Source organism: Sphingobacterium hungaricum (assembly GCF_015210005.1).
GTDB lineage: Bacteria > Bacteroidota > Bacteroidia > Sphingobacteriales > Sphingobacteriaceae > Sphingobacterium > Sphingobacterium hungaricum.
The window spans coordinates 1,767,740-1,788,925 of sequence record NZ_MU158698.1 but is presented as its reverse complement, the minus strand read 5'-3'; the positions used below and the strand labels follow the sequence as shown (position 1 = coordinate 1,788,925).

Genomic DNA, 21,186 nt, shown 5'->3' with positions numbered 1-21,186 from the left:
AGCAAAGCCTAATTTGATGTTTCAGAACAAAAACTAGGCTTTTTAAAATAGAATGAAATACCTTGTGAAATTTATTTTAGTGCGATAGTTCTTTGATTTTTTCGTTCAGGTTTTCTATCTGCTTTTTAAAGATGCTTCTGTTCCTCAAGTTTCCAAGCACGATGACGAGCAGACCAAAAGGAACCAAAAGACAGAGGTGCAAATAGATATTCGGAAGTTCGAATACGGTTTCAAAACTTTTATGTACGTATAGTTTGTAGCACAGAAAACCAATTGGCGCTGCTAGCGGAGCAGTGATGTAGCCCCAAACATTCTCTAAGTAAAGTATCTTAGAAATTGCGTGCAGGTTGTTTTCTAAAACATTTTTTGTATTCGAGGTATAATCAACGCTGGTTTTAATTTTATTAAACTCTTTTTTGCCTAGCCAATAAAATAGTTCGTAGCCTGCAAAAATAGCGAGCAGGAGTATCTTCAAATCTGTTTCAGAAAATACGGCTGCAACCAGAATAGGAAGATCGATAATCCGTATCCATCTAAACTTCCATTTTAGCTTATAAAGCAGATCTTGTAAAATATCTTTCGACTGGACATCAAGTGTAAATTTTGAGACTTCTTCACTTTGTGCTGTGGTTAGCATTTCTGCTGACATATTTTGCCATTCCTTTAGTAAATCCATTTTATTTTCCATTTAGAATAGTTGTTAATTGTTGTTTGATGCGATGCAGTTTTACAGTTGCATTTCCTTTGGAAATACCGATTATTTCACTGATTTCTGTATTGTCAAATCCATCGAGATGAAGCATAATTATACTTCGGTCAATTTCTGCTAATTGCTTGATAGCTCGGTAAAGAAAATCAGCTCTCTCCGATAACTCTTGAGGTTCAACGGAAATTTCTGTATTGGAGCTTTCTTTTATTTTTTCGACCTTTTTCCGTTTGTTTAGAAAGGTAAGCGAGACGTTCAAGCTAATCCTGTACAGCCAAGTAGAAAACTTCGAGCTCCCTTCAAACCGCGGATAGGCCGTCCAACTCTGCAGGACAATCTCTTGATACAAATCTTTTCTGTCTTCCAAATCATCTGCATACAAGTTGACCACTTTAAGGATAATGCCTTTATGCTCTTCAATTTTTCGGAGATAGGATTTCTCTGTCATTCTTACTTACTGTTTTCCTTTTTAGCAGAAGATAGCTGATGTGTTGCATCCATAACAAAACCAAAAATCATGTAGAGAAATGATGCAAGCGATACAATTAGTGCAGGATATTTAACAAGCTCAGTAACGGTGTTCAACCCAATTAATAGACACAGCATCCCTGCGATCATCAAGATACTGTTTTTGATTTGCTTTTTTTCTGTTTTGCTCATGTTGAAAATCTTTATTTCTCCAGTTAGTAAGCAAAGACTGCGAAAAATTACAAGGACGGGAAATAAAATTACGTTTAGATTCGTCGATATGATATTATTACAAATTTTTCGGAAATCTATCTTCCCAAATCGTCTCGCGCCATTTATGAATTTCCTCATCCGTCAATAAACATTGCTCCAATTCCGCATTGCATGTTTCCTTATCCAAGTGCTGTCCAATAAACACAAGTTCGTTTGTTCGATCCTCCCATTCAGTATGCCAGCGTTTTAAAAGTTCATTTTGCATTTCGCCATAACCAGGATATTCGTGTCGATTGCTTTCGGGAATACTGCACCACCAAGATCCCGCATTTTCTAGTCGCAAACTTCCGCCTGCTTGACTGAAACTGATTGCGGCATCTGGACGGGAAGCCATCCAAAAAAGACCTTTCGCACGAATCATATTGTGCGGATAACTTTCATTCAAATATGTATGCCAGCGTTGCGGATGGAAAGGTTTTTGAGAACGGAAAACGAAAGACGAAATACCATATTCTTCTGTTTCAGCCACATGTTCAGTTTCCAGTTCTTTTATCCAGCCCGCAGATGACGACGCTTCCTCAAAATCAAACAACCCTGTTCCGATAATTTCGCTCGGCAACACTTTACCGAATTGAGATCGGATTGTTTTTGCTCCTGGATTTAGTTTTTTGATTGCAGCTTCCAGAATGCCTAGCGATTCTTCAGATACCAAATCGACTTTATTCAAGATAATGACATTTGCAAACTCAATCTGGTCAGTCAACAAATTGACGATGGCTCTGTTGTCCAACTCATCCTCCGAAAGAGCTCGGTCAGCCAATGTTTCTGAACTGCCAAAATCAGTAAAAAAATTATAGCAATCGACGACGGTCACCATGGTATCGATGTAACTAAATGTGGAGAGATCAATATCGTTAGTCGGATCGACATAACTGAAGGTCTGAGCAACAGGAACAGGTTCGGAAATCCCTGTACTCTCAATCAACAGGTAGTCAAACCTATCTTCCCTTGCTAACCGCTCTACTTCGATCATTAAGTCCCCCCTTAGCGTGCAACAAATACAGCCATTGCTCATCTCCACTAGCTTTTCCTCCGTGCGCGACAAGACTTGCTCACGTTCAACAGTCTGCGCATCGACGTTTACTTCGCTCATATCATTTACAATAACGGCCACCTTTAGGTTTTCTTTATTATGCAAAATATGATTTAGTAAGGTCGTCTTACCAGCTCCCAAAAATCCGCTCAATACCGTGACCGGCAATTTCTTTTTTACCAATTTATTCATTATCAATTTTCTATAGTTATGTTATCCGAAAGAATAGTTGACAGCCATCGCCTTATATTTTGCAAATGTTCGATGCCGTATAGCTTGACAAAACGCTGCGTTTCAGGAATATTTTCATCGCTGTAGACAGCCAATCTGTTCTCTGCAAATTCAGCTGTCAACTTAATTTTACATTTATCGGTAATGCAGATTTTCCATTCTTCAAAATTCTTTGGAATAACAATCATTGTACTTTATGTTTTTTTCAAAAGTAAAGACAAAAATATTCAAAAGCAACAAAGTTGCAATAAAAGATTTTATCTATTTATAAAACTGCATTGATTGAGTTATAGTGGAAGTACTACGAATAGAAAAAAAATAATCGGAAAAATTCAGTTCACCCTAAAAAATATTTTTAAAATAATTTTTTTTGTTATTATATTTATATACACATCTAATGTCATGAAAAAGAATGCTTTATACACTGAAAAATTCTCAATTAAAAATATTAAATACTACTTTAAGATTAAATTGAGTGAGCTTGGCCGTCCGTACTTATCGATTACAGAAACTCAGATAAGAGCTGGCGAAATTGAAAGGTCCAATCTTGTAATTTTCGATAACATGCTGGACAATTTTGAAAAATCTATTTTAGCATGCTTCGCTGAATTTAAAGAAATCAGAAAAGGTTTACCTCCAGCTCCCAGCAAAAAAAACAAGCCAAATCAAGAAATTAAGGAGAACCGGATGGCGAAGCTTAAAGAAAAGTATAAACAAGCTTACACGCCATGGACTGCCGAGGCCGATGAAAAATTGGAAGAACTTTATGCAAGCGGAACGAGCATAAAAGATTTGTCATCCATCTTAGAACGAAACGAAGGAGCGATCGAATCGCGAATAAAAAAATTAGAGCTAGTAGAAAAGTATGGTGGAAAGTAAGGGATAGATGCGGATAGAAGTATTTGTGCTAGTACAAACTATTGCATCATCACAAGTTTTGTTTTTCTACTAGTGGACGCGAATGATTTTTAATAAAATTAATGACCTTATTCTAACTCTATGGCTTGGAAATTTTGATTGATTTATAGTACTTATTAATAACACTAAATCACTTTCCTTATTCTAGCGTACCCATAGACTTCTCCAGGTTCCGACAAGTTTTAAAGTTCATCTTTTCCAATTTATATTTAAAGAATTACATTTTGGGCAAATGCCATACTCGTTATCTAATTGTTTAAAGTTGCAACGATTACATCTATTCTGTATTTTATTTATATGTTGTACAATAAATTTTGCTTCAGTTGAATTTATTGAAAACTCAGCTTTTATATAGTTAATTGCATTCATTGGAGAATTATCCAAAAATTGAATTATTTCTTGCTTATGTTTTAATGTAAAATTCGGGATTTCAACTCCCTCTTTTGGTAAACATTTTGGACATTTAATCTTCATTTGAGATTCTCTAAAATTTCATTTCTCCAAACTATCAGATTACAACACCTATATTATTAATAATGCTGAATTGATAAATCCTATTAAATATTGTCGTTCAATTTGACTAAATTAAAATCTCCTGTGTAGCCATCGTTAGCAACCTCTTTTGTAACTCCAACGATTGGGTTCTCCTTTGTCATCTATAGTCACAGCAAAACCCCGCGAATAAAATTCCGGAGCAGAAATATTGGTTTGAAAATCGATCAATTTTTCTAGTTCTATTGGAACAGCCGTTGCCCCCAAATTTTCTTTAAATTTTTCCAAATTCAGATTTAAATACATTGATTTACTTGTTGAGGTTTCTAATGATTGACTAACTTGCACAACCGTATCTTTATGATGTTTGCTATCCTCTTTTTTCGACTTTCCTATACAACCAAGCAAGTTTAAAACAGTGATAGTAATTGCAATAATTATTAAATTTCTTCTCGTTTATGCATCTCCTTTTAGCCTGACCACTAACGTTTAGCAGATTTTCCGTAGACGGTTTTTTACCACTAATGGTTATAATGAATACAAATCCCCTTATTGTAAATATGCTGTTATAGGCTGTCGTTCTTGTCATTGGTTAGTTTATCATTCTTACTTGTCTTGCTAGCTCTTCATTGTCCGTCACCGTTAAATTATCAAGCATTCCGTAAACTTCCTCGTCACCTTCATTTAAAAAACCAGCCGCACTGATAAAAACACTTTTGTTGTTTGAAAAAGTAATTTTTACGTCCTGCGGATAAATAAAATTTTCTGTCTTGCCAGACCTTTCTTCGCTTGCCATAACCGTTTCCCAATTAATATATATGTCTGTAATAGTCGTCCCAAGAAACTGCTTCCAAAGGTCGTTACTTGAAACGTCCCATTTAATATTTCCAGAAAAGCCTGTCTCCTCGTTTATTTTAATGCCAATTCCAAATTGAAAAAATTTATCGTCCCAATAAAACTCAACCAACTTGTCGTTGTCTGTATATAAGAAAATTGAGAAGTCAACTGAGTCGAGATTTGTGAATTGTGTCGGGTAATATGGTTTTGGATCTGTCGGCTCATATACTATTTCAGAATACTCAACTTTCAAAATGGTCAATCCAATCAATTGTCGGCTGAATTTTTCAAAGTATAAATGTTCTTTCGTCAATGTCATTGTTGTCTCGTCCTACCGTTGCCTGTAATTGGAAGCGCATTGGCGAGGTAGCGGACAATCGAAGCGGTAAGTTTCGATTTTGCACCGAGGCGAACCAAAGCGTTTTTTTATTAGTTAAACTTACAAAACAAAAACGAATTTTATTCGTTTTTGGTGGATAACTAACTACAAACTTTCAATTTAGCCTTTCAGCTTGCCTTTTGCAAAGCCCCTGTTCGCTGTAGTTTATTTTCGCGTCAAGGTAAATATTTTATATCGACCCCTCGGTCGTGCACAGGCTTAGTTTACCAATTGATTTTTCCAATTTTAAATAGTATAAATCCAAACACGTTCAAAAGCACACAAAGTCCGATTAGCACGTACCCTAACTGCTTTTGAAATGCATTACGAATGAAATAAGGTTTACCCTCCATGTCGATAAACTGGGCGAATCTATTAATTCCCTCCGTTTTTGTTTTCGGAACTTCATAGTAGTAGATTTCGATAACATCACCGAGTTTTAAATCGTCAATCTTCTTTTCTGTTGGTTCGCTGTTCGGTTCGTAAATTTCAAAAAGGTATGGATAAGTTGTGATTTTTAAATATCTATAGTCACCTTTGTGTCTGTTTGGTAAATTTTCAAATTCTTTTCCAAGATATTCGATAGAACCGTTAGATTTTTCGTATTCTGATTTTGTCTTTGAATTATTTGTTATCTGGAAAATGCCTATGCCAAAAACAAAGATTGATGTAAATATAATTTTTGTAAAACTCATAATTTTTTGTTCTAATTGCTCTAGAAATTCTGCACAACACTTCAGGGCTTAACGATGCTGGGGCAATCGAAGCGCACATCTCTCAGTTTGCACATCAGCCCGCCTGAAGCAAAACCCTTGTTAGCGATAGGCTTTCCTGTCAATTCGATTTAGAGCTTGCTTAACATATTTATTTAACGTTCCTTTTCCGTTAAATATTTTCAAAACTATTGGTGAAGCTTCGATTTCTAACTTTCTGTACATTTGTTTGTCAACGTTTTCAATGCTTCCAAAATATGCTAACCTATATATTATGTTTTCAGGTTCAAGTTCTGTTACTTTTTTCAGCAATTGGTTAGCTTCTCTTTCTAAATCATCATAATCTCCATATTCATATGGAAATATTGAAACTGTATATCCAGCGATAAAATTAAAATCTGCTATTTCAGAAAACTTACTTTTGCCATCATCATACATTTGTTGCATTAATTTTCTAATTTCAATTTTTTCTTGAAATTCATTTGGAGCATCTTCAATTGCAGTCCACAAGAAAAAGTAAAAATTTTTCCAAACTTCGTATTCAAATTTATTTTCTGAATACAGATTTTGATAAAGTTCATAAACTTCATCAAAATTCTTTTGTTCTTCTAACTCAAATATTTTGTCTAATTCTTGTTTCATTTAGTTTTTCTGAAGCTTACAGCTAACATTTCGGGTATTGCCGAAGGCGGGGATTTTTAGCACAAAGGCTCAATCGAAACCGTTCAGCGCCGCTTTTGGCATTACAATGTAACCTGCTTGTGCTTTACCATTTTCCACTTATTGTTCGTTCTTTATTATTGCCTTTAGCCTAAAAGTCTTCTGCCCCCTACCAGTTAAAACAGAATTTATTTTGTCGGTAAAAAAGTCTTTAATAAGATTCCAATCACTTACATTCATTCCTCCATTGCCATTTTTATCAAGATTTTCAACAATTTTCAGGTCGCCAATAACTTCAAAATTGTGTCTAAATTTCATAAAGTCTTTTCTCCAAATTACAAATCCATATGAGCCTAAAAAATACGGTTTTGTCTCGGGATGTATATTCCACATTTGATTTAGTTCAATTTCGGAATATTTAAAATAGTCGTTATTTGAATTCCCTATTCCCCAAAATTCACAACTCAGAATTTTTTCAGCAGTTGGTTTTTCTCTGTCATTATAAGTCAAAGCAGCAAAAGCAAAACTCTGCGGACTTTTCTCTTTAATAGTACTTGTGCAAAGTAAAACTCTATACTTTTCGTCATTTGCTTTGAATGCCAGTAAGTCTCCTTGGTTTATGTCAGTGATTTTATTCATTGAGATGTCTTTCTATGCATTGCAGGCAACTACTTTTTACTCAACATAATTTCGCCAAATAAATCCTACAATCGAATTGCGTAGAGACCATTAGTAAATATATCGAACTATTGTAAACTAAAATTCTACATTAAAAATTTCTAATTGGCGAAATAAAAATAAGCATTTTTCGATACTTTTATTGAAAAGCTAAATAATTATTTCGGTCATTTTCGTTAGCTCATTGCTGTACAAATCTCTATAAGAAATCCGTCGATATCCCTCACATAAGCAAGAATTTGTGTTCAGGGTTTTGTTTTTGGACTTTCCACAATTGTTGCGCCTGCATGTACTGATGCCGAAACTGTTTCTTATGCATTTCTGTTGTAAAACCAGCGCATTCCTCACAAAAAGTTAGACACTTTCTTGGGGCACTGCAAACTTTTTATTGTGAAGACTCTTTGTTTATGGAGCATCTTTTATATTCTGCTCACAAAAATCCCAACGTACAACAGCAATAACGGCACAAACAGCGACAATAAAAAGTAGGTTATAAACAGCTTACCATCACGGTATTCATACTTGTCAATTAGTTCCTCATACCTGTTCCTATAAAAAATCAAAAAGTAATTTAGCAATAGCATTGGTAACAGATATAAAATAAAAAAGCTGGTAAAAGAATTTAAAATAGTTCCAGGAAAAATATCTACATCTATACTGTAAATGATCTTTGAATAATGTACCTTCCAATAATAGTCTCAATAAACATAAAATTTATTGCCATTGACATAGACATAAAAGCCATGGCAAAAAATTTCCACATTCCTACATTCTCTGGACGAGAACGTAGTTTAACTATAGCATCGACCCAAATTCTGTAATATAATCTCATTTTCTTAGTCTTTTATTAAATCAAATACCATCGTCCTACAAAATATGGAGTAACTCCTACACCAATACCCCAACCGATAGAATTGGAAACCAGACCCGTTGCAACTAACCCTGTTGTACCTAAACCTATCACTCCAACTCCCAAATCTATAACATCTAATAGGTTAATATTGACTACCCTCCTTTTCCAACATGCTTGCACATTTCCCCAAAAATACCCAAAAACAAAAAAAGCCCTAACTTTCGTTAGAGCTTTTTGTCGGGGTGGCAGGATTCGAACCTACGACCTCCACATCCCAAATGTGGCGCGATACCGGGCTACGCTACACCCCGAAAAGGTATCCCCTTTTGTTTTCTGTGGCACAAATATACGGCAATAATCATACATGTCAAGAGATATTTTTCATCTCATGACTAAAATCCTCATTTTATGCGAATTAATTTTTAATTTCGTTTTTCTGAATGGAATATTGCCCAGCAATCGCCCTATATTCATCCTAAGCATGCCATCCATTCCGAGAGAATAGCGGCGAGAAAAATATATTTGAAAAATTGTTTTATTAAATCAAAAAAAAGCTGTAATATTGCATTCCGATTTTTACAGGATAAAAGTCGTTAATAATACTCGAAATCATGGATTTAGTAAAATTTGTAGAAGAACAAGCGGTAGTAAGAAATGAAATTCCCGCTTTTAAAGCAGGAGATACCATCAGCGTTCATTATAAAATTCGCGAAGGAAACAAAGAACGTGTTCAGGTTTACCAAGGTGTGGTTATCCAATTAAATAGTGCAGGTGTGAATGCGACCTTTACAGTACGTAAAATTTCTAACGGAATTGGCGTTGAGCGTATTTTCCCTATTAACTCACCAAACATTGATAAAATTGTTGTAAATAGCTACGGTAAAGTTCGTCGTGCTAAATTATTTTATCTACGTGGTCTTACTGGTAAAGCAGCTCGTATCAAAACTAGACGTGTATAATTTTACTGCGTTAGACATAAAACAAAAGAGGCTGATTTCATAATCAGCCTCTTTTGTTTTATAGCCTTTTATCCCTTAATATTCCGGCAGGATGGGCTTAGTCCCAACAATCGCATCAATCTTTGCCATGACCTCAACCGTCAAGTTAGGCAAAAAGTCAATCGCTTTTAGCGTTTCTGTTAACTGGCTTTCCTTCGTCGCTCCCAAAATCGCAGTCGTGACATTTGGATTTTTAATACACCAAGCAACCGCCAAGACCGGAAGGCTTGCTTCTAATTCTGCAGCATACTTTCCTAACTCGATGACTTTCTGAATTTTCGAATCCAATATGGATTTGTCCTTCAGCCATTCGTAGCCTTCCAGCGATAGACGAGAACCTTCGGGAATTCCTTGATTGTATTTTCCGGTCAAAAGCCCAGAAGCTAAAGGACTCCAAATGGTCGTTCCCATGCCGATATTATTAAATACCGTCAGATAATCAGATTCCATCTTTTGGCGATTGAATAAATTATATTCTGGCTGTTCGACAGATGGACCTTCCAATCCATATTGCTTCGCAACTAAATGCGCCTCCACGATTTCGGCAGCGGACCATTCACTCGTTCCCCAATAAAAAATTTTCCCTTGCTGGATTAAGATATTCATTGTGCGGACAACTTCTTCAATCGGAACGTGCTTATCCGGACGGTGGCAATAAAAAATATCCAAGTATTCTACCTGCAAACGCTGTAAAGCTTCTTCGCACGCTTCCATCAAATGCTTCCGGCTAAGACCCGTCTGGTTTGGCTTATTGTCTTTCCCTCGCCATCCGAAAAAAGCTTTGCTCGAAACGCTATACGAACTGCGTTCCCAATCCTTTGCCTTTAAAATTCGGCCCATCATTTCTTCTGATTTTCCTGAAGAATACACCTCAGCATTATCAAAGAAATTTACTCCAGCATCGTATGCAATCGACATTAATCGGTCGTTGGCTGCATCATCGGTTTGCCGAGCGAAAGTCACCCAAGATCCAAAGGACAAGGCGCTTAATTGCAAACCGGTTTTACCCATTCTTCTATATTCCATATTGCGATTTAATTGTTACACGAATATCGTCAATATTTTTCCGTCTTTAGCGGTAAAATTTATTGAATAATCCCTATATTAATTTCGTATGACAAAATCTACATGTTCCTTACTTTGTTTTTTATGTGGCTTTATGGCTCAACAGGCCATTGCGCAGCACAGTATCGAACAGATAAGAGCCATGCAAAGCGAACCGCTCACCTATTCGGCCTTAAAGGTAAATGAAAGAATAACGGTAGATGGAAAAGCTGACGAAGCAGTCTGGGAACGCGCGGCGTGGTCATCCGATTTTGTCGATATCCGTGGTTCGCAAGCGCAAAAGCCAACCTATCCGACAAAATTGAAAATGTTATGGGACAATCAATACCTATATATCTACGCGGAGCTGGAAGAGCCCCATATCTGGGCTGACATTGATAAACACGATGAAATTATTTACCTAAACAACGATTTCGAAGTCTTTATCAAACCATTCCTCCAACATGCAACTTATTATGAGATTGAAGTGAATCCTTTAAATACAATTTTGGATTTGGTGATGACAAAACCGTATCGCTTTAATGGAGAAGCATTAATCCATTGGGATTTAAAGGGCTTGAAAACAGCAGTCCACAACGAAGGGACATTGAATAATGCAAAAGATAAAGACAAATACTGGTCAGTCGAAATAGCAATCCCATTCGAATCGATTCTGTCCTTCGGAAAATCAAAAACGCCTCCATTGAATAGCCATTGGCAAATCAATTTCTCTAGAGTTCAATGGGAACATGCGCTTGAAAACGGCGTTTATCAACGCAAAAAGACAAATGGAAAAATTGTAGAAGAAGATAATTGGGTTTGGTCGCCAATTGGCATTATCAATATGCATTATCCGGAGCGTTGGGGTTATGTTCAGTTTGTTGAATCATTGGATAAGCCAGCAAAATTACCTTCCACCTACGAAATCAAAAAACTTGCATGGAATATCCATTATCTGCAGCAATTGCATTTTAATGCAACAAAAAAATATGCAGATGACTTAAAAAAACTAAACGGCTACGAGGAGTTTATCGCCAGTAAGCTATCAGATTATATCGTTGATATCACGACTGACAAGCAGTTGGATTTTTATAGAATAACATTAAAAAACAGGCACAGCGATGCGCATTTTGTGATTGACAGTAAAGGAAATACCAATTAATTATTTTGAACAATGAGCAATAGAAGAAACTTTATAAAAAATTCCCTAGGTGGCATGCTAGCTTTAAATCTGCCAAATTTAGCTTTCGCAAATCCGCAAGAACAGCGGCTAACTTTTGACTATTGGCTATGGAATAGGCCGAATCAAAAGGATTCGGAAAGCGATTTGAAGAAACGCTACGCAACATTTAAAGAAGCAGGAGTCAGGGGATTATTTTTTGAAGATTACAGCCCAAAACATTTTCAGCTTGCCAAAGAATTTGGATTGGAAACCCATCGATGGATGTGGACGATGAACCGAGGCGAAAAAGAATTGCTGGAAAAACATCCCGAATATTATGCGGTAAGTCGTTCAGGAAAGTCATGTGCGACTGAACCGCCTTACGTGGGCTACTATCGTTTTCTTTGCCCCTCTCATCCCGATGTGCCCAAATATTTAGAGGACAAAGCGCGCGAACAGCTAGAAAAAGAAGATGTCGATGGTTTGCATTTGGATTACATTCGGTATCCAGATGTGGTTCTGCCTGTAAACCTTTGGGACAATTATCAATTGGACCAATCATCCGAACTTCCGGATTATGATTTTTGTTATAGCAAATTCAGCAAGAAAGCATTTTTAGATGAAACAGGAATTGATATTGACCAAGTGCAGCGCCCTGACCAAAGTTTGTCATGGAAAGCATTTCGATACCGTCAAATCAATAAAATTGTGAATCGCATTGCCGATGTAGCAAAGGAATACGAAAAACCGCTCACCGCAGCCGTGTTTCCAACACCTGATTTAGCCAAACGAATTGTCCGTCAGGATTGGACGCATTGGAACTTGTCGGGCGTATTTCCAATGATTTATCATGGCTTTTATAAAGAACCGGTGAGCTGGATTGGTCAAGCCGTTCATGAAGGCGTGGATGCTTTAAACAATAAATTCCCTCTGTATGCAGGATTGTATTTGCCGGATTTCAAAGATTTAGCAGAGCTAAAAACTGGAATTAAATTAGCAAAATCGAATGGTGCAGCGGGTGTTTCTTTATTTGGGGAACAAGAATTTGATAATGAAACTATTGAACTTTTAAAATCATTGAAATAGCCGAAAGATTACCTTTCGGCTTAACATCTTCTGCTTGCTAATTTACTTTTACTGCCAAAAGTAAGAAAATAATCTTATCTTTGTATCCCGTACATATAGCAGAGATTGTAGCACTATTTCTACAGGTATGCTATAGAAAATTCACACAAATAATGACTAAATATATTTTTGTTACGGGCGGCGTAACTTCGTCGTTAGGGAAAGGCATCATTGCTGCTTCTTTAGCAAAACTTCTTCAAGCGCGTGGTTTTAAAGTAACCATCCAAAAGTTCGACCCTTACATTAACATTGACCCAGGAACATTGAATCCCTATGAACATGGCGAATGTTACGTAACGGAAGATGGCGCCGAAACCGACTTAGATTTAGGTCATTACGAACGTTTTTTGAACGTTGCAACTTCGCAAGCCAACAATGTGACCACTGGCAGAATCTACAAACAAGTAATCGAACAAGAACGTGCAGGCGCTTATTTAGGCAAAACGGTGCAGGTTGTTCCACACATCACGGACGAAATCAAACGCCGCATGCAATTATTGGGTGAGACAGGTGAGTATGACATCGTCATCACGGAGTTGGGCGGAACAGTCGGCGATATTGAGTCCTTGCCGTTTATCGAAGCCGTACGCCAGTTGCGCTGGGAATTGGGAAGCAATGATTCGTTGGTAATCCATTTGACATTAATTCCTTATTTGGCCGCAGCCGGTGAATTAAAAACCAAGCCTACACAACATTCTGTTAAGACATTATTGGAATATGGTATTCAGCCGGACATTCTGGTTTGCCGTACCGAACATAAATTGAATCAGGATATCCGCAAAAAATTGGCTTTATTCTGTAATGTGAATATCAATGCGGTTGTTGAATCGATTGATGCGCCAACTATTTATGACGTTCCATTAAATATGCTGAAAGAGCAGTTGGACAAAACTGTTCTGGCAAAACTAAAATTATCGACCAAAAACGAACCGGATTTAGAAAGCTGGAAAACATTTTTAGGCAAATTAAAAAATCCAACGAATGAAGTAAACATTGGTTTAGTTGGTAAATATGTTGAATTGCCTGACGCATACAAATCAATTACGGAGTCCTTTATTCACGCTGGTTCTGCAAATGAAACGAAAGTAAAACTGAAATTTATCGCAGCCGAAAGTTTGGACGCTGAGCATGTACACGATAAGTTAAAACATTTAGATGGCGTTTTAGTTGCTCCAGGTTTTGGCGAGCGTGGTCTGGAAGGGAAACTTGCGGCTATTCAATATGTACGTGAACATAAAATTCCTTTCTTCGGTATTTGTTTAGGAATGCAATGTTCAGTGATTGAATTTGGCAGAAATGTGCTGAAATTAAAAAATGCAAATAGCTTTGAGATGGATGAAAAAACAAAACATCCGGTCATCAATTTAATGGAAGAGCAAAAAAACATTACAAACATGGGCGGAACGATGCGTTTGGGTGCTTATGATTGTGAAATTAAAAAAGGCACCAAAGCACATGCAATTTATGGCAAAGCCAAAATTTCAGAACGCCACAGACATCGCTATGAATTCAATAATGCTTATTTAAAACAGTACGAAGAAGCAGGAATGATTGCGTCTGGCATCAATCCGAAGACGGGATTAGTGGAAATTGTTGAGCTAAAAGACCATCCGTTTTTTGTTGCTGGGCAATTTCATCCAGAATTAAAGTCAACAGTTGCAAATCCTCACCCACTTTTTGTTAGCTTTGTAGCCGCTTCTTTGGCAAACAAGAAAGCATTAAAATAAAATTGAGAAAATTCAATACTAATAAATAAAAAATGGATAGAAGTACCCTAACAGGTTTAATACTGATTTTTGCAATTTTTGCAGGTTCGTTTTATTTCATGAAACCTTCTGAGCAAGAGATTAAGCAAGAACAGGCGTTACAAGATTCTTTAAAAAGAGTAAAAGAAGGTGTCACAGAACCTTTAGATACAACGAAGATTACGACTACACTTAGCAGCACAACTCCAGATTCAGCAGCATTGGCACAGCCTTTTGGAGCTTCTAAATTTGGTCAAGAGCAAATAGTGACGATTGAAAATGAATTGATTCGTGTGAACATCAGTTCAAAAGGTGGCCGCGTGAAATCGGTTGAATTGAAAAATGAAACTAATTTTGACGGTTCTCCTTTGTTGTTATTCGAAGGAGATAACAATAAATTCGGTTTATTATTTAACGCTTCGGGATTGAATGTGAACACAAATGACATGTTCTTTCAGCTTCAAGGAGGAAATTTCAGTGTTGCAGGAGCAGATTCACAATCGATTAAGGCCCGTTTAAACTACAACGAAACGCAATACATCGAATACACCTACACGTTAGCAGGAAATTCGTACAATGTTGGTTTGGCGATTGACGCAATCGGAATCCAAAATTCAATTGATTTAAAACAAAAAAACATTCTATTAAATTGGGAAACCACTTTATTGCAAAAAGAAAAGAATGTAAAATCAGAGCGTGAAAAATCAACTATTTTCTACAAAACGTCCGAAGGCGATGTAGACCATCTTTCAGAAGCTAAAGATGACTCGGAAAAAATAGAGGAAAAATTAGAGTGGATTGCCTTCAAACAACATTTCTTCTCTTCCATCTTAAGCAACAAAGAAGGGTTCACAAATCCTGAGCTTTTTGTAAACTACACGACTTCAGACAGCATTGTTAAAGTCTATAAAACGACAGCAGATTTAGCATTCAACTCGCAAAGCGATAATCGGTATGCGATGAATTTCTTTTTCGGCCCGAATAAATACAAAACATTAAAAGCAGAAGACCAAGGCTACGACAAAATCATCAACATGGGTTGGGGACCTATCGGATGGATTAACAAATTCATTACGGTTCCGATTTTTGATTTTCTAGATGGATTCCACATGAGCTACGGAATCGTTATTTTGATTTTAACGATTTTATTGAAAGCTGTATTATTCCCATTGACGTACAAATCATACAAATCAATGGCGAAAATGCGCGTTTTGAAACCGCAGCTTGACCAAATAAAAGAAAAAGTTGGCGATGACAACCCGATGTTATTGCAGCAAGAGCAGATGAAATTGTATAAACAGGCTGGAGTGAATCCAATCGGCGGATGTCTGCCATTGTTATTACAAATGCCGTTTACGCTAGCATTCTTCTTCTTCTTCCCGAATTTATTTGAATTGAGGGGCGAAAGTTTCTTGTGGGTAAAAGATTTATCGACCTACGATTCTTGGATTTCCTTCCCTCCTACGTTCTTCGGAATTGACCACATTTCGTTGATGTGTGTGTTGATGACAATCACCACTTTATTGACAACTTGGTACAACAACAGTACGTCAGGAGCGACAGGACAAATGAAATACATCGGTTACTTTATGCCGTTGATTTTCTTCTTTGTCTTAAATAGTTTCCCAGCTGGTTTGAACTACTACTATTTGTTAGGAGCGGTGTTCACATTCTTGACACAAGTTATCATCCGTCAATTTATCGATGATGATAAAATCCTTGCATCTTTGGAGGCAAACAAGAAAAATCCGAAGGTTGCTAAAAAATCATCTTTCCAACAACGTATGGAAGACATGATGAAACAACAGCAACAAGCGAAAAAGAAATAGAGATTTATCTCAAAATAAAGAAGGGCTGCAAAAAATTGCAGCCCTTTCCTTTTAGCATTAAAACCAGTTATTCAGTCGGTTTGGTAAATCCGTCTTTTTCGGCTTTCTTCGCCATCTCTGTTACACGTTTTCCAGTGTCCGGATGCGAAGAAAATAATTTCTTTGCTGCTCCTCCATCTGAAGCGCCACCCGAAAGCTCTTGCAAACGTTCAAATGCCATCGACATGTACCAAGGATTTACATTATTATCTTTTAAAAATTTATAGCCATAGTCATCAGCAACACTTTCTTGCTTTCTAGAAAAGCTCATGTTAGCTACTTGCTCGCCCAATTCTCCCAATTGCGAATCAGATAAAGTCGCCGCGGTTCCTCCTTGGGAAGAAACGCCATCTTTCAGCGCCGAAGTCAACAAAGCTGTTTTAAAGGCATCGCGTGAATCCATATTTTTCACATGCCCGATTTCATGTCCAATCACACCTAATACTTCATTATCCGACATCACTTCCATCAGGCCTGCACATACACGCACGGAACCATCCGCACATGCAAAAGCATTGACATCGCGCACTAAATACACTTTAAAATTCAACGTTTGTCCATCGTAATTTGTCAAACCGCTGGTCAACTTAGTCAATCGCTGTGCTAATTCATTATCCGCAGGCGCAACCGGATTATTTTCGTCCATCCAAGTAATGTATTCCTTAGTGTATGCAATCACATCATCGTTTGATAAGGTGACAGCTTGAACGGCTTTGGTGGCAGAGCCAATGGTTTTACTATTGAGCTTGATTTGTGCTTGTGATAGCGTAATGCTTGTTCCTAACAAACCTAACGCAATAGTGGCAATTTTTAATTTCATATAAAGGATAGTTTATGTATATACTTATGTTACAATTAACATTCCAAAATATAAAATTGTTTTAACCTCTAAGAAATAATAACTTAAACGAATGCGCTGATTCCAGTAATGCTTCGGCCTACAATCAATGAATTTATTTCTTTTGTTCCTTCGTAGGAATAGATGGCTTCCGCATCCGCCAAAAATCGTGCGACGTTATACTCTAACAAAATACCATTCCCGCCCATTACTTCACGAGCTTTAGAAACGATATCGCGCGTGCGCAACGAACAGAAAACTTTAGCTAACGAAGCGTGCTCATCTCGCAGCTCATCCGCATCTTGCATTTCAGATAATCGGAACACCAAAGTCTGCATAGCGGTAAGATTGGATAACATTTCTACCAAATGATTTTGAATTAACTGAAAGGAAGCGATTGGTTTCCCGAATTGTTTGCGTTCCAGTGTATACGCCAATGCATTTTCATAAGCGCCACGCGCACATCCAACAGCCATCCAAGCCACACCTGCTCGCGTCATCTGCAATACTTTCGCTGTATCTTTAAATGAGTTGGCTAAAGCCAAACGGTCGGATTCAGGAACAACACAGTCTTTCATCGTAATCAAACCATTTTGAACAATACGCAAAGCCATTTTGCCTTTTATCTTTTCGACCTCAAATCCAGGATTTTCTTTTTTCACAATAAAACCTTTGACTTCTCCGTCATCCAAATCTCTCGCCCAAATAATGGTGATGTCTGAAAATGTTGAATTTCCAATCCATTTTTTCTGTCCATTCAGAACCCATCCTTGTTCTGTTTTCTTACAGGTTGTGGTCAAACCGCCAGCCGCTCCGGAACCGATTTCTGGTTCCGTCAAACCAAAAGCCCCGATTACCTGCATTTGTTGCATGCGCGGCAACCATTCTGCTTTCTGTTCTTCCGAACCACAGAGATAAATAGAACCCATCGCTAATCCGCTTTGTACACCTAAAAATGTAGCAATCGATGGGTCAATGCGTCCAAATTCGGCTGCAATAATGCCATCCATAAGCGATGTTCCTCCCGCACAGCCGTACCCTTCATAGGTGTAGCCACAAATATTTAATTCGGCTAATTTGGGAATGATTTCAAATGGAAATTCATCATGCAACCAGTAATTATTAACCAAAGGTTTGATCTCGGCTTCTAAAAAAGCTCTGACTTTTAATTGTAAAGCGCGGTCTTCAGGATTTAATTTTGTTTCGACACCATAGAAATCGGCATTGATTGGCGGCGATTCGCGCTTCTTCCCTCCTGACGTCAGCATTTTATTAAGCATCTTCAATTGCTTATCATCCATTTTGGAAACAGATGCCATAACTGCGGGTAGGTCAATTTTTTGTGATATTTTTTGAATCTGTTCTAAATCAACAGATTTTAGAAGGCTAAGTATATTCTTGATTTTTTTAAACATAGTTTTATTTTTTATCGATCTAGTATCGTAAGATAACAAATTTTCAGCGATAATTGTTGCCCTACTTAGTAAACCCTACACTTCATTTAAAATAAATATTCAATTTAACTAACTGACAATTAACAGAATAATAAATATTTTAAAATTTTATTTAAAAGTTGGGTTACCTTTTTACTTTAAAAGTATAAAGAGTAAATAAACAAATTTGTTTCAATTAAATAGAAAATTAGAAAAATGAAAAATTTATTAAAATTCGGATTTTTAGGTTTAGCTTTAACTTTCGTTATGGCATCTTGTAACTCAGGTACTAAAACTGGTGAAACTACAGATTCATTAGCTAAAGAAGTTGACCACACTACAGAGCACGTTGCTGATTCATTAGAAAACGTTGCTGATTCAGTACGTTCAACTGGTGATTCAATCTCTGATTCATTGAAAAACGTTCAATAATCCGAACCACATTCAAATACAGAAAAGCTCGCAAAATTTGCGGGCTTTTTTGTTTTATCCTGTTTTATAATTGTTAAGCTCTACTTGTTTTGCTACTTTTGCATAAAAAAATTTACAAAAAATGATGTTGTCGCCACTAACGGCTGTGACTCCAGTCGATGGAAGATATCACAATGCCACAAAAGAACTTTCACCCTATTTCTCCGAATTTGCCTTAATCAAATTCCGCGTGTTAGTAGAAGTCGAATATTTTATTGCATTAGCGGCTTCCGGAATTCCACAGTTAGAATCCTATGATTCTTCATTCGATGAAAAGCTAAGAGCAATCTACACTGATTTTAGCCTTGACGATGCGCAATGGATTAAGGATACAGAAAAAGTAACCAACCATGATGTCAAAGCGGTTGAATATTTTCTGAAAGACAAATTCCAAACTTTAGGTCTTGATTCCTTTTTGGAATTTATCCATTTTGGATTAACATCTCAAGACATTAACAATACGGCTATTCCTTATTCTTGGAAAGAAGCCATCACGCATTTGTATATTCCGACGCTAACAGAATTGCTAGATGAATTGAAAGGCCTGGTTACTTCTTGGGCTTCGATTCCATTATTGGCAAGAACGCACGGACAGCCAGCTTCACCTACCCGCTTAGGAAAAGAATTTCAGGTGTTTGTGGAACGATTGGAAATTCAGCGCAAAGCGTTAAACCAAGTTCCTTATTCAGCAAAATTCGGCGGAGCAACAGGAAATTTCAATGCGCATCATGTAGCCTATCCAAATACGGATTGGGTTGATTTTGGGAATTCCTTTGTCAATGACCAGTTGGGTCTTTCGCGTTCTCAGACAACGACACAGATCGAGCATTACGATAACTTTGCAGCAAGCTGCGATGCGCTGAAACGCATCAATACAATTTTAATTGATTTATGCCGCGATGTATGGACCTATATCTCGATGGATTATTTCAAACAAAAAATAACTGCCGGACAAATTGGTTCTTCGGCTATGCCGCACAAAGTCAACCCTATTGATTTCGAAAATGCTGAAGGAAACTTTGGCTTAGCAAATGCCTTGTTTGAACATTTATCGTCCAAATTGCCTATTTCAAGATTGCAGCGCGATTTAACAGATTCCACGGTTCTTCGTAACATCGGCGTTCCATTCGCACATACGATTATCGCTTTCAAATCTACATTGAGAGGCTTACGGAAGTTAATTTTGAATGAAGCTGCTTTGCAGAAAGATTTAGAAAATAACTGGGCTGTTGTTGCGGAAGCAATCCAAACAATATTGCGCAGAGAAGGCTATCCAAAACCATACGAAGCACTAAAAGATTTGACGCGCACAAATTCACATGTTACGCAAGAGACAATCGCAGAATTTGTCGACCAATTAAATGTTTCGGACGAAGTAAAATCAGAAATCAAGCAGATTACGCCGAGTAATTATACAGGCGTTTAGCAACAAGCTTTTACGCAGCAATGACGAGGAGAAAAACATAAATACTGTATATTTGTTTTCTATATTTAGCATACTATGGCAACAATTAATGTATATACCGAATCTACTCCAAACCCTTCGACGATGAAGTTTTTGGTCAACAAGTTGTTGATTAACGGGAGTTTAGATTATCCAGATAAAGAAAAAGCGCAAGAATCAGCCTTTGCGAAAGAATTATTCAAATTCAATTTTGTAAATGGTGTTTTCTTTGCAAGCAATTTTGTAACGATTACAAAATCAGAAGAGGCAGAATGGTCAGACATTGAGCCGCTATTGAAAGATTTTGTAAAAGGTGCAGTGGAGTCTGAATTGGCTGTTAAACCTATTGAGCATTCTGAAGAAGTTAATTTCGAAGGAAATGAAACGGAAGTCAAAATCCAACAAGTTTTGCATGATTATGTAAGACCTGCTGTGGAGCAAGATGGTGGCGCAATCGCTTACAAATCTTTTGAAGATGGAAAAGTAACTGTCGAATTGAGAGGTTCATGCAGCGGATGTCCTTCTTCGACCATTACGTTGAAAGCCGGCATTGAAGGCTTATTGAAACGCATGGTTCCAGAAGTGGAAGAAGTTGTTGCAGAATCAATGTAACTTTCGGTTAAAAAATTTAAAGCCAGCTTAAACGAATTAAGCTGGCTTTTTTGTGTCCAAAATTTCGGAAAACAAAAATCCTATGTTACCTGCCTTGCTCTGTAATCTTGTAAGCCAAAACTAGTTAATAGCTATTTTACTTTTAATAAAGTCTATTCTTCTAAAAATCATTAACTTTATCGCAAAAATTGTAGTAACATAATCT

At 37.1% G+C, this 21,186-nt stretch carries 22 protein-coding genes and 1 tRNA gene; 9 read left to right on the top strand and 14 right to left on the bottom strand.

The window, feature by feature from the left end; genetic code table 11:
* Positions 1 to 76: 76 nt before the first annotated feature.
* The 5 genes from C4F49_RS11065 to C4F49_RS11045 all read right to left on the bottom strand — a co-directional run bounded on the left by C4F49_RS11065 (position 77) and on the right by C4F49_RS11045 (position 2,899).
* Complete coding sequence (locus tag C4F49_RS11065) at positions 77 to 676, bottom strand: hypothetical protein (RefSeq protein ID WP_196935904.1); 600 nt, start codon at positions 674 to 676, stop codon at positions 77 to 79.
* Between the two features lies 1 nt (position 677).
* Entirely contained in the window at positions 678 to 1,154 is a 477-nt protein-coding gene (locus C4F49_RS11060; protein ID WP_196935903.1) for an RNA polymerase sigma factor, read from the bottom strand.
* Positions 1,155 to 1,156: 2 nt separating this feature from the next.
* Positions 1,157 to 1,366 carry a hypothetical protein gene (locus C4F49_RS11055; protein WP_196935902.1) on the bottom strand — a complete coding sequence of 70 codons (210 nt, stop codon included), beginning with the start codon at positions 1,364 to 1,366 and terminating at the stop codon, positions 1,157 to 1,159.
* A gap of 97 nt (positions 1,367 to 1,463) precedes the next feature.
* Positions 1,464 to 2,672, bottom strand: a complete 1,209-nt coding sequence (locus C4F49_RS11050) for a GTP-binding protein (RefSeq protein ID WP_196935901.1) — start codon at positions 2,670 to 2,672, stop codon at positions 1,464 to 1,466.
* Between the two features lie 2 nt (positions 2,673 to 2,674).
* Positions 2,675 to 2,899, bottom strand: a complete 225-nt coding sequence (locus C4F49_RS11045; RefSeq protein ID WP_196935900.1) for a hypothetical protein — start codon at positions 2,897 to 2,899, stop codon at positions 2,675 to 2,677.
* 214 nt (positions 2,900 to 3,113) lie between these two features.
* Between C4F49_RS11045 and C4F49_RS11040 the strand changes: the two genes are divergently transcribed.
* Positions 3,114 to 3,590 carry a hypothetical protein gene (locus C4F49_RS11040; protein ID WP_196935899.1) on the top strand — a complete coding sequence of 159 codons (477 nt, stop codon included), beginning with the start codon at positions 3,114 to 3,116 and terminating at the stop codon, positions 3,588 to 3,590.
* Between the two features lie 648 nt (positions 3,591 to 4,238).
* On the opposite strand, the gene C4F49_RS11035 is transcribed toward C4F49_RS11040, so the two are convergent.
* The 6 genes from C4F49_RS11035 to C4F49_RS11010 form a co-directional block, all read right to left on the bottom strand.
* Positions 4,239 to 4,529 carry a hypothetical protein gene (locus C4F49_RS11035; protein WP_196935898.1) on the bottom strand — a complete coding sequence of 97 codons (291 nt, stop codon included), beginning with the start codon at positions 4,527 to 4,529 and terminating at the stop codon, positions 4,239 to 4,241.
* A gap of 184 nt (positions 4,530 to 4,713) precedes the next feature.
* Complete coding sequence (locus C4F49_RS11030; protein WP_196935897.1) at positions 4,714 to 5,277, bottom strand: hypothetical protein; 564 nt, start codon at positions 5,275 to 5,277, stop codon at positions 4,714 to 4,716.
* Positions 5,278 to 5,561: 284 nt separating this feature from the next.
* Entirely contained in the window at positions 5,562 to 6,032 is a 471-nt protein-coding gene (locus C4F49_RS11025; protein ID WP_196935896.1) for a hypothetical protein, read from the bottom strand.
* A 120-nt stretch (positions 6,033 to 6,152) separates the two neighbouring features.
* A complete protein-coding gene (locus C4F49_RS11020) occupies positions 6,153 to 6,692 on the bottom strand; it encodes a hypothetical protein (protein ID WP_196935895.1) in 540 nt (179 codons plus the stop codon).
* Between the two features lie 138 nt (positions 6,693 to 6,830).
* Positions 6,831 to 7,349, bottom strand: a complete 519-nt coding sequence (locus tag C4F49_RS11015) for a hypothetical protein (RefSeq protein WP_196935894.1) — start codon at positions 7,347 to 7,349, stop codon at positions 6,831 to 6,833.
* Between the two features lie 1,129 nt (positions 7,350 to 8,478).
* Positions 8,479 to 8,552 (bottom strand) — tRNA-Pro (locus C4F49_RS11010).
* 300 nt (positions 8,553 to 8,852) lie between these two features.
* Here C4F49_RS11010 and rplS point away from each other — a divergent pair.
* Entirely contained in the window at positions 8,853 to 9,200 is a 348-nt protein-coding gene (gene rplS / locus C4F49_RS11005) for a 50S ribosomal protein L19 (RefSeq protein ID WP_196935893.1), read from the top strand.
* Between the two features lie 75 nt (positions 9,201 to 9,275).
* On the opposite strand, the gene C4F49_RS11000 is transcribed toward rplS, so the two are convergent.
* Positions 9,276 to 10,265: a potassium channel beta subunit family protein gene (locus C4F49_RS11000; protein ID WP_196935892.1), complete on the bottom strand. Its 990-nt coding sequence runs from the start codon at positions 10,263 to 10,265 to the stop codon at positions 9,276 to 9,278.
* A gap of 133 nt (positions 10,266 to 10,398) precedes the next feature.
* Here C4F49_RS11000 and C4F49_RS10995 point away from each other — a divergent pair, with 133 nt between their 5' ends.
* The 4 genes from C4F49_RS10995 to yidC all read left to right on the top strand — a co-directional run bounded on the left by C4F49_RS10995 (position 10,399) and on the right by yidC (position 16,144).
* Positions 10,399 to 11,445: a carbohydrate-binding family 9-like protein gene (locus tag C4F49_RS10995; protein WP_196937259.1), complete on the top strand. Its 1,047-nt coding sequence runs from the start codon at positions 10,399 to 10,401 to the stop codon at positions 11,443 to 11,445.
* Between the two features lie 12 nt (positions 11,446 to 11,457).
* Positions 11,458 to 12,531 (top strand): family 10 glycosylhydrolase, encoded by a 1,074-nt coding sequence (locus C4F49_RS10990; RefSeq protein ID WP_196935891.1) that lies wholly within the window; start codon positions 11,458 to 11,460, stop codon positions 12,529 to 12,531.
* Positions 12,532 to 12,683: 152 nt separating this feature from the next.
* A complete protein-coding gene (locus C4F49_RS10985) occupies positions 12,684 to 14,297 on the top strand; it encodes a CTP synthase (protein ID WP_262894786.1) in 1,614 nt (537 codons plus the stop codon).
* Between the two features lie 32 nt (positions 14,298 to 14,329).
* Positions 14,330 to 16,144, top strand: a complete 1,815-nt coding sequence (yidC, locus tag C4F49_RS10980; protein ID WP_196935890.1) for a membrane protein insertase YidC — start codon at positions 14,330 to 14,332, stop codon at positions 16,142 to 16,144.
* 67 nt (positions 16,145 to 16,211) lie between these two features.
* Here the strand turns inward: yidC and C4F49_RS10975 are convergent, their stop codons facing one another.
* Together C4F49_RS10975 and C4F49_RS10970 are read right to left on the bottom strand one after the other, a co-directional pair.
* Positions 16,212 to 17,003 carry a M48 family metallopeptidase gene (locus C4F49_RS10975; protein WP_196935889.1) on the bottom strand — a complete coding sequence of 264 codons (792 nt, stop codon included), beginning with the start codon at positions 17,001 to 17,003 and terminating at the stop codon, positions 16,212 to 16,214.
* Between the two features lie 83 nt (positions 17,004 to 17,086).
* Positions 17,087 to 18,436 (bottom strand): acyl-CoA dehydrogenase family protein, encoded by a 1,350-nt coding sequence (locus tag C4F49_RS10970; RefSeq protein WP_196935888.1) that lies wholly within the window; start codon positions 18,434 to 18,436, stop codon positions 17,087 to 17,089.
* A 234-nt stretch (positions 18,437 to 18,670) separates the two neighbouring features.
* Here C4F49_RS10970 and C4F49_RS10965 point away from each other — a divergent pair, with 234 nt between their 5' ends.
* The 3 genes from C4F49_RS10965 to C4F49_RS10955 all read left to right on the top strand — a co-directional run bounded on the left by C4F49_RS10965 (position 18,671) and on the right by C4F49_RS10955 (position 20,981).
* Complete coding sequence (locus C4F49_RS10965; protein ID WP_196935887.1) at positions 18,671 to 18,886, top strand: hypothetical protein; 216 nt, start codon at positions 18,671 to 18,673, stop codon at positions 18,884 to 18,886.
* 121 nt (positions 18,887 to 19,007) lie between these two features.
* Positions 19,008 to 20,351 (top strand): adenylosuccinate lyase, encoded by a 1,344-nt coding sequence (gene purB / locus C4F49_RS10960; protein WP_196935886.1) that lies wholly within the window; start codon positions 19,008 to 19,010, stop codon positions 20,349 to 20,351.
* Positions 20,352 to 20,426: 75 nt separating this feature from the next.
* Positions 20,427 to 20,981, top strand: a complete 555-nt coding sequence (locus C4F49_RS10955; RefSeq protein WP_196935885.1) for a NifU family protein — start codon at positions 20,427 to 20,429, stop codon at positions 20,979 to 20,981.
* Positions 20,982 to 21,186 lie beyond the last annotated feature (205 nt).

Bases quoted from the DNA above. Each gene is read 5' to 3' on its own strand.
- C4F49_RS10995 (WP_196937259.1), top strand. From the start codon at position 10,399: ATGGCTCAACAGGCCATTGCGCAGCACAGTATCGAACAGATAAGAGCC.
- C4F49_RS11060 (WP_196935903.1), bottom strand. From the start codon at position 1,154: ATGACAGAGAAATCCTATCTCCGAAAAATTGAAGAGCATAAAGGCATT.
- C4F49_RS11030 (WP_196935897.1), bottom strand. From the start codon at position 5,277: ATGACATTGACGAAAGAACATTTATACTTTGAAAAATTCAGCCGACAA.
- C4F49_RS10975 (WP_196935889.1), bottom strand. From the start codon at position 17,003: ATGAAATTAAAAATTGCCACTATTGCGTTAGGTTTGTTAGGAACAAGC.
- C4F49_RS11065 (WP_196935904.1), bottom strand. From the start codon at position 676: ATGGATTTACTAAAGGAATGGCAAAATATGTCAGCAGAAATGCTAACC.
- C4F49_RS11040 (WP_196935899.1), top strand. From the start codon at position 3,114: ATGAAAAAGAATGCTTTATACACTGAAAAATTCTCAATTAAAAATATT.
- C4F49_RS11055 (WP_196935902.1), bottom strand. From the start codon at position 1,366: ATGAGCAAAACAGAAAAAAAGCAAATCAAAAACAGTATCTTGATGATC.
- C4F49_RS11025 (WP_196935896.1), bottom strand. From the start codon at position 6,032: ATGAGTTTTACAAAAATTATATTTACATCAATCTTTGTTTTTGGCATA.
- C4F49_RS10965 (WP_196935887.1), top strand. From the start codon at position 18,671: ATGAAAAATTTATTAAAATTCGGATTTTTAGGTTTAGCTTTAACTTTC.
- C4F49_RS10990 (WP_196935891.1), top strand. From the start codon at position 11,458: ATGAGCAATAGAAGAAACTTTATAAAAAATTCCCTAGGTGGCATGCTA.
- C4F49_RS10955 (WP_196935885.1), top strand. From the start codon at position 20,427: ATGGCAACAATTAATGTATATACCGAATCTACTCCAAACCCTTCGACG.
- C4F49_RS10985 (WP_262894786.1), top strand. From the start codon at position 12,684: ATGACTAAATATATTTTTGTTACGGGCGGCGTAACTTCGTCGTTAGGG.
- purB (WP_196935886.1), top strand. From the start codon at position 19,008: ATGATGTTGTCGCCACTAACGGCTGTGACTCCAGTCGATGGAAGATAT.
- C4F49_RS11020 (WP_196935895.1), bottom strand. From the start codon at position 6,692: ATGAAACAAGAATTAGACAAAATATTTGAGTTAGAAGAACAAAAGAAT.
- yidC (WP_196935890.1), top strand. From the start codon at position 14,330: ATGGATAGAAGTACCCTAACAGGTTTAATACTGATTTTTGCAATTTTT.
- rplS (WP_196935893.1), top strand. From the start codon at position 8,853: ATGGATTTAGTAAAATTTGTAGAAGAACAAGCGGTAGTAAGAAATGAA.
- C4F49_RS10970 (WP_196935888.1), bottom strand. From the start codon at position 18,436: ATGTTTAAAAAAATCAAGAATATACTTAGCCTTCTAAAATCTGTTGAT.
- C4F49_RS11000 (WP_196935892.1), bottom strand. From the start codon at position 10,265: ATGGAATATAGAAGAATGGGTAAAACCGGTTTGCAATTAAGCGCCTTG.
- C4F49_RS11045 (WP_196935900.1), bottom strand. From the start codon at position 2,899: ATGATTGTTATTCCAAAGAATTTTGAAGAATGGAAAATCTGCATTACC.
- C4F49_RS11050 (WP_196935901.1), bottom strand. From the start codon at position 2,672: ATGAATAAATTGGTAAAAAAGAAATTGCCGGTCACGGTATTGAGCGGA.
- C4F49_RS11015 (WP_196935894.1), bottom strand. From the start codon at position 7,349: ATGAATAAAATCACTGACATAAACCAAGGAGACTTACTGGCATTCAAA.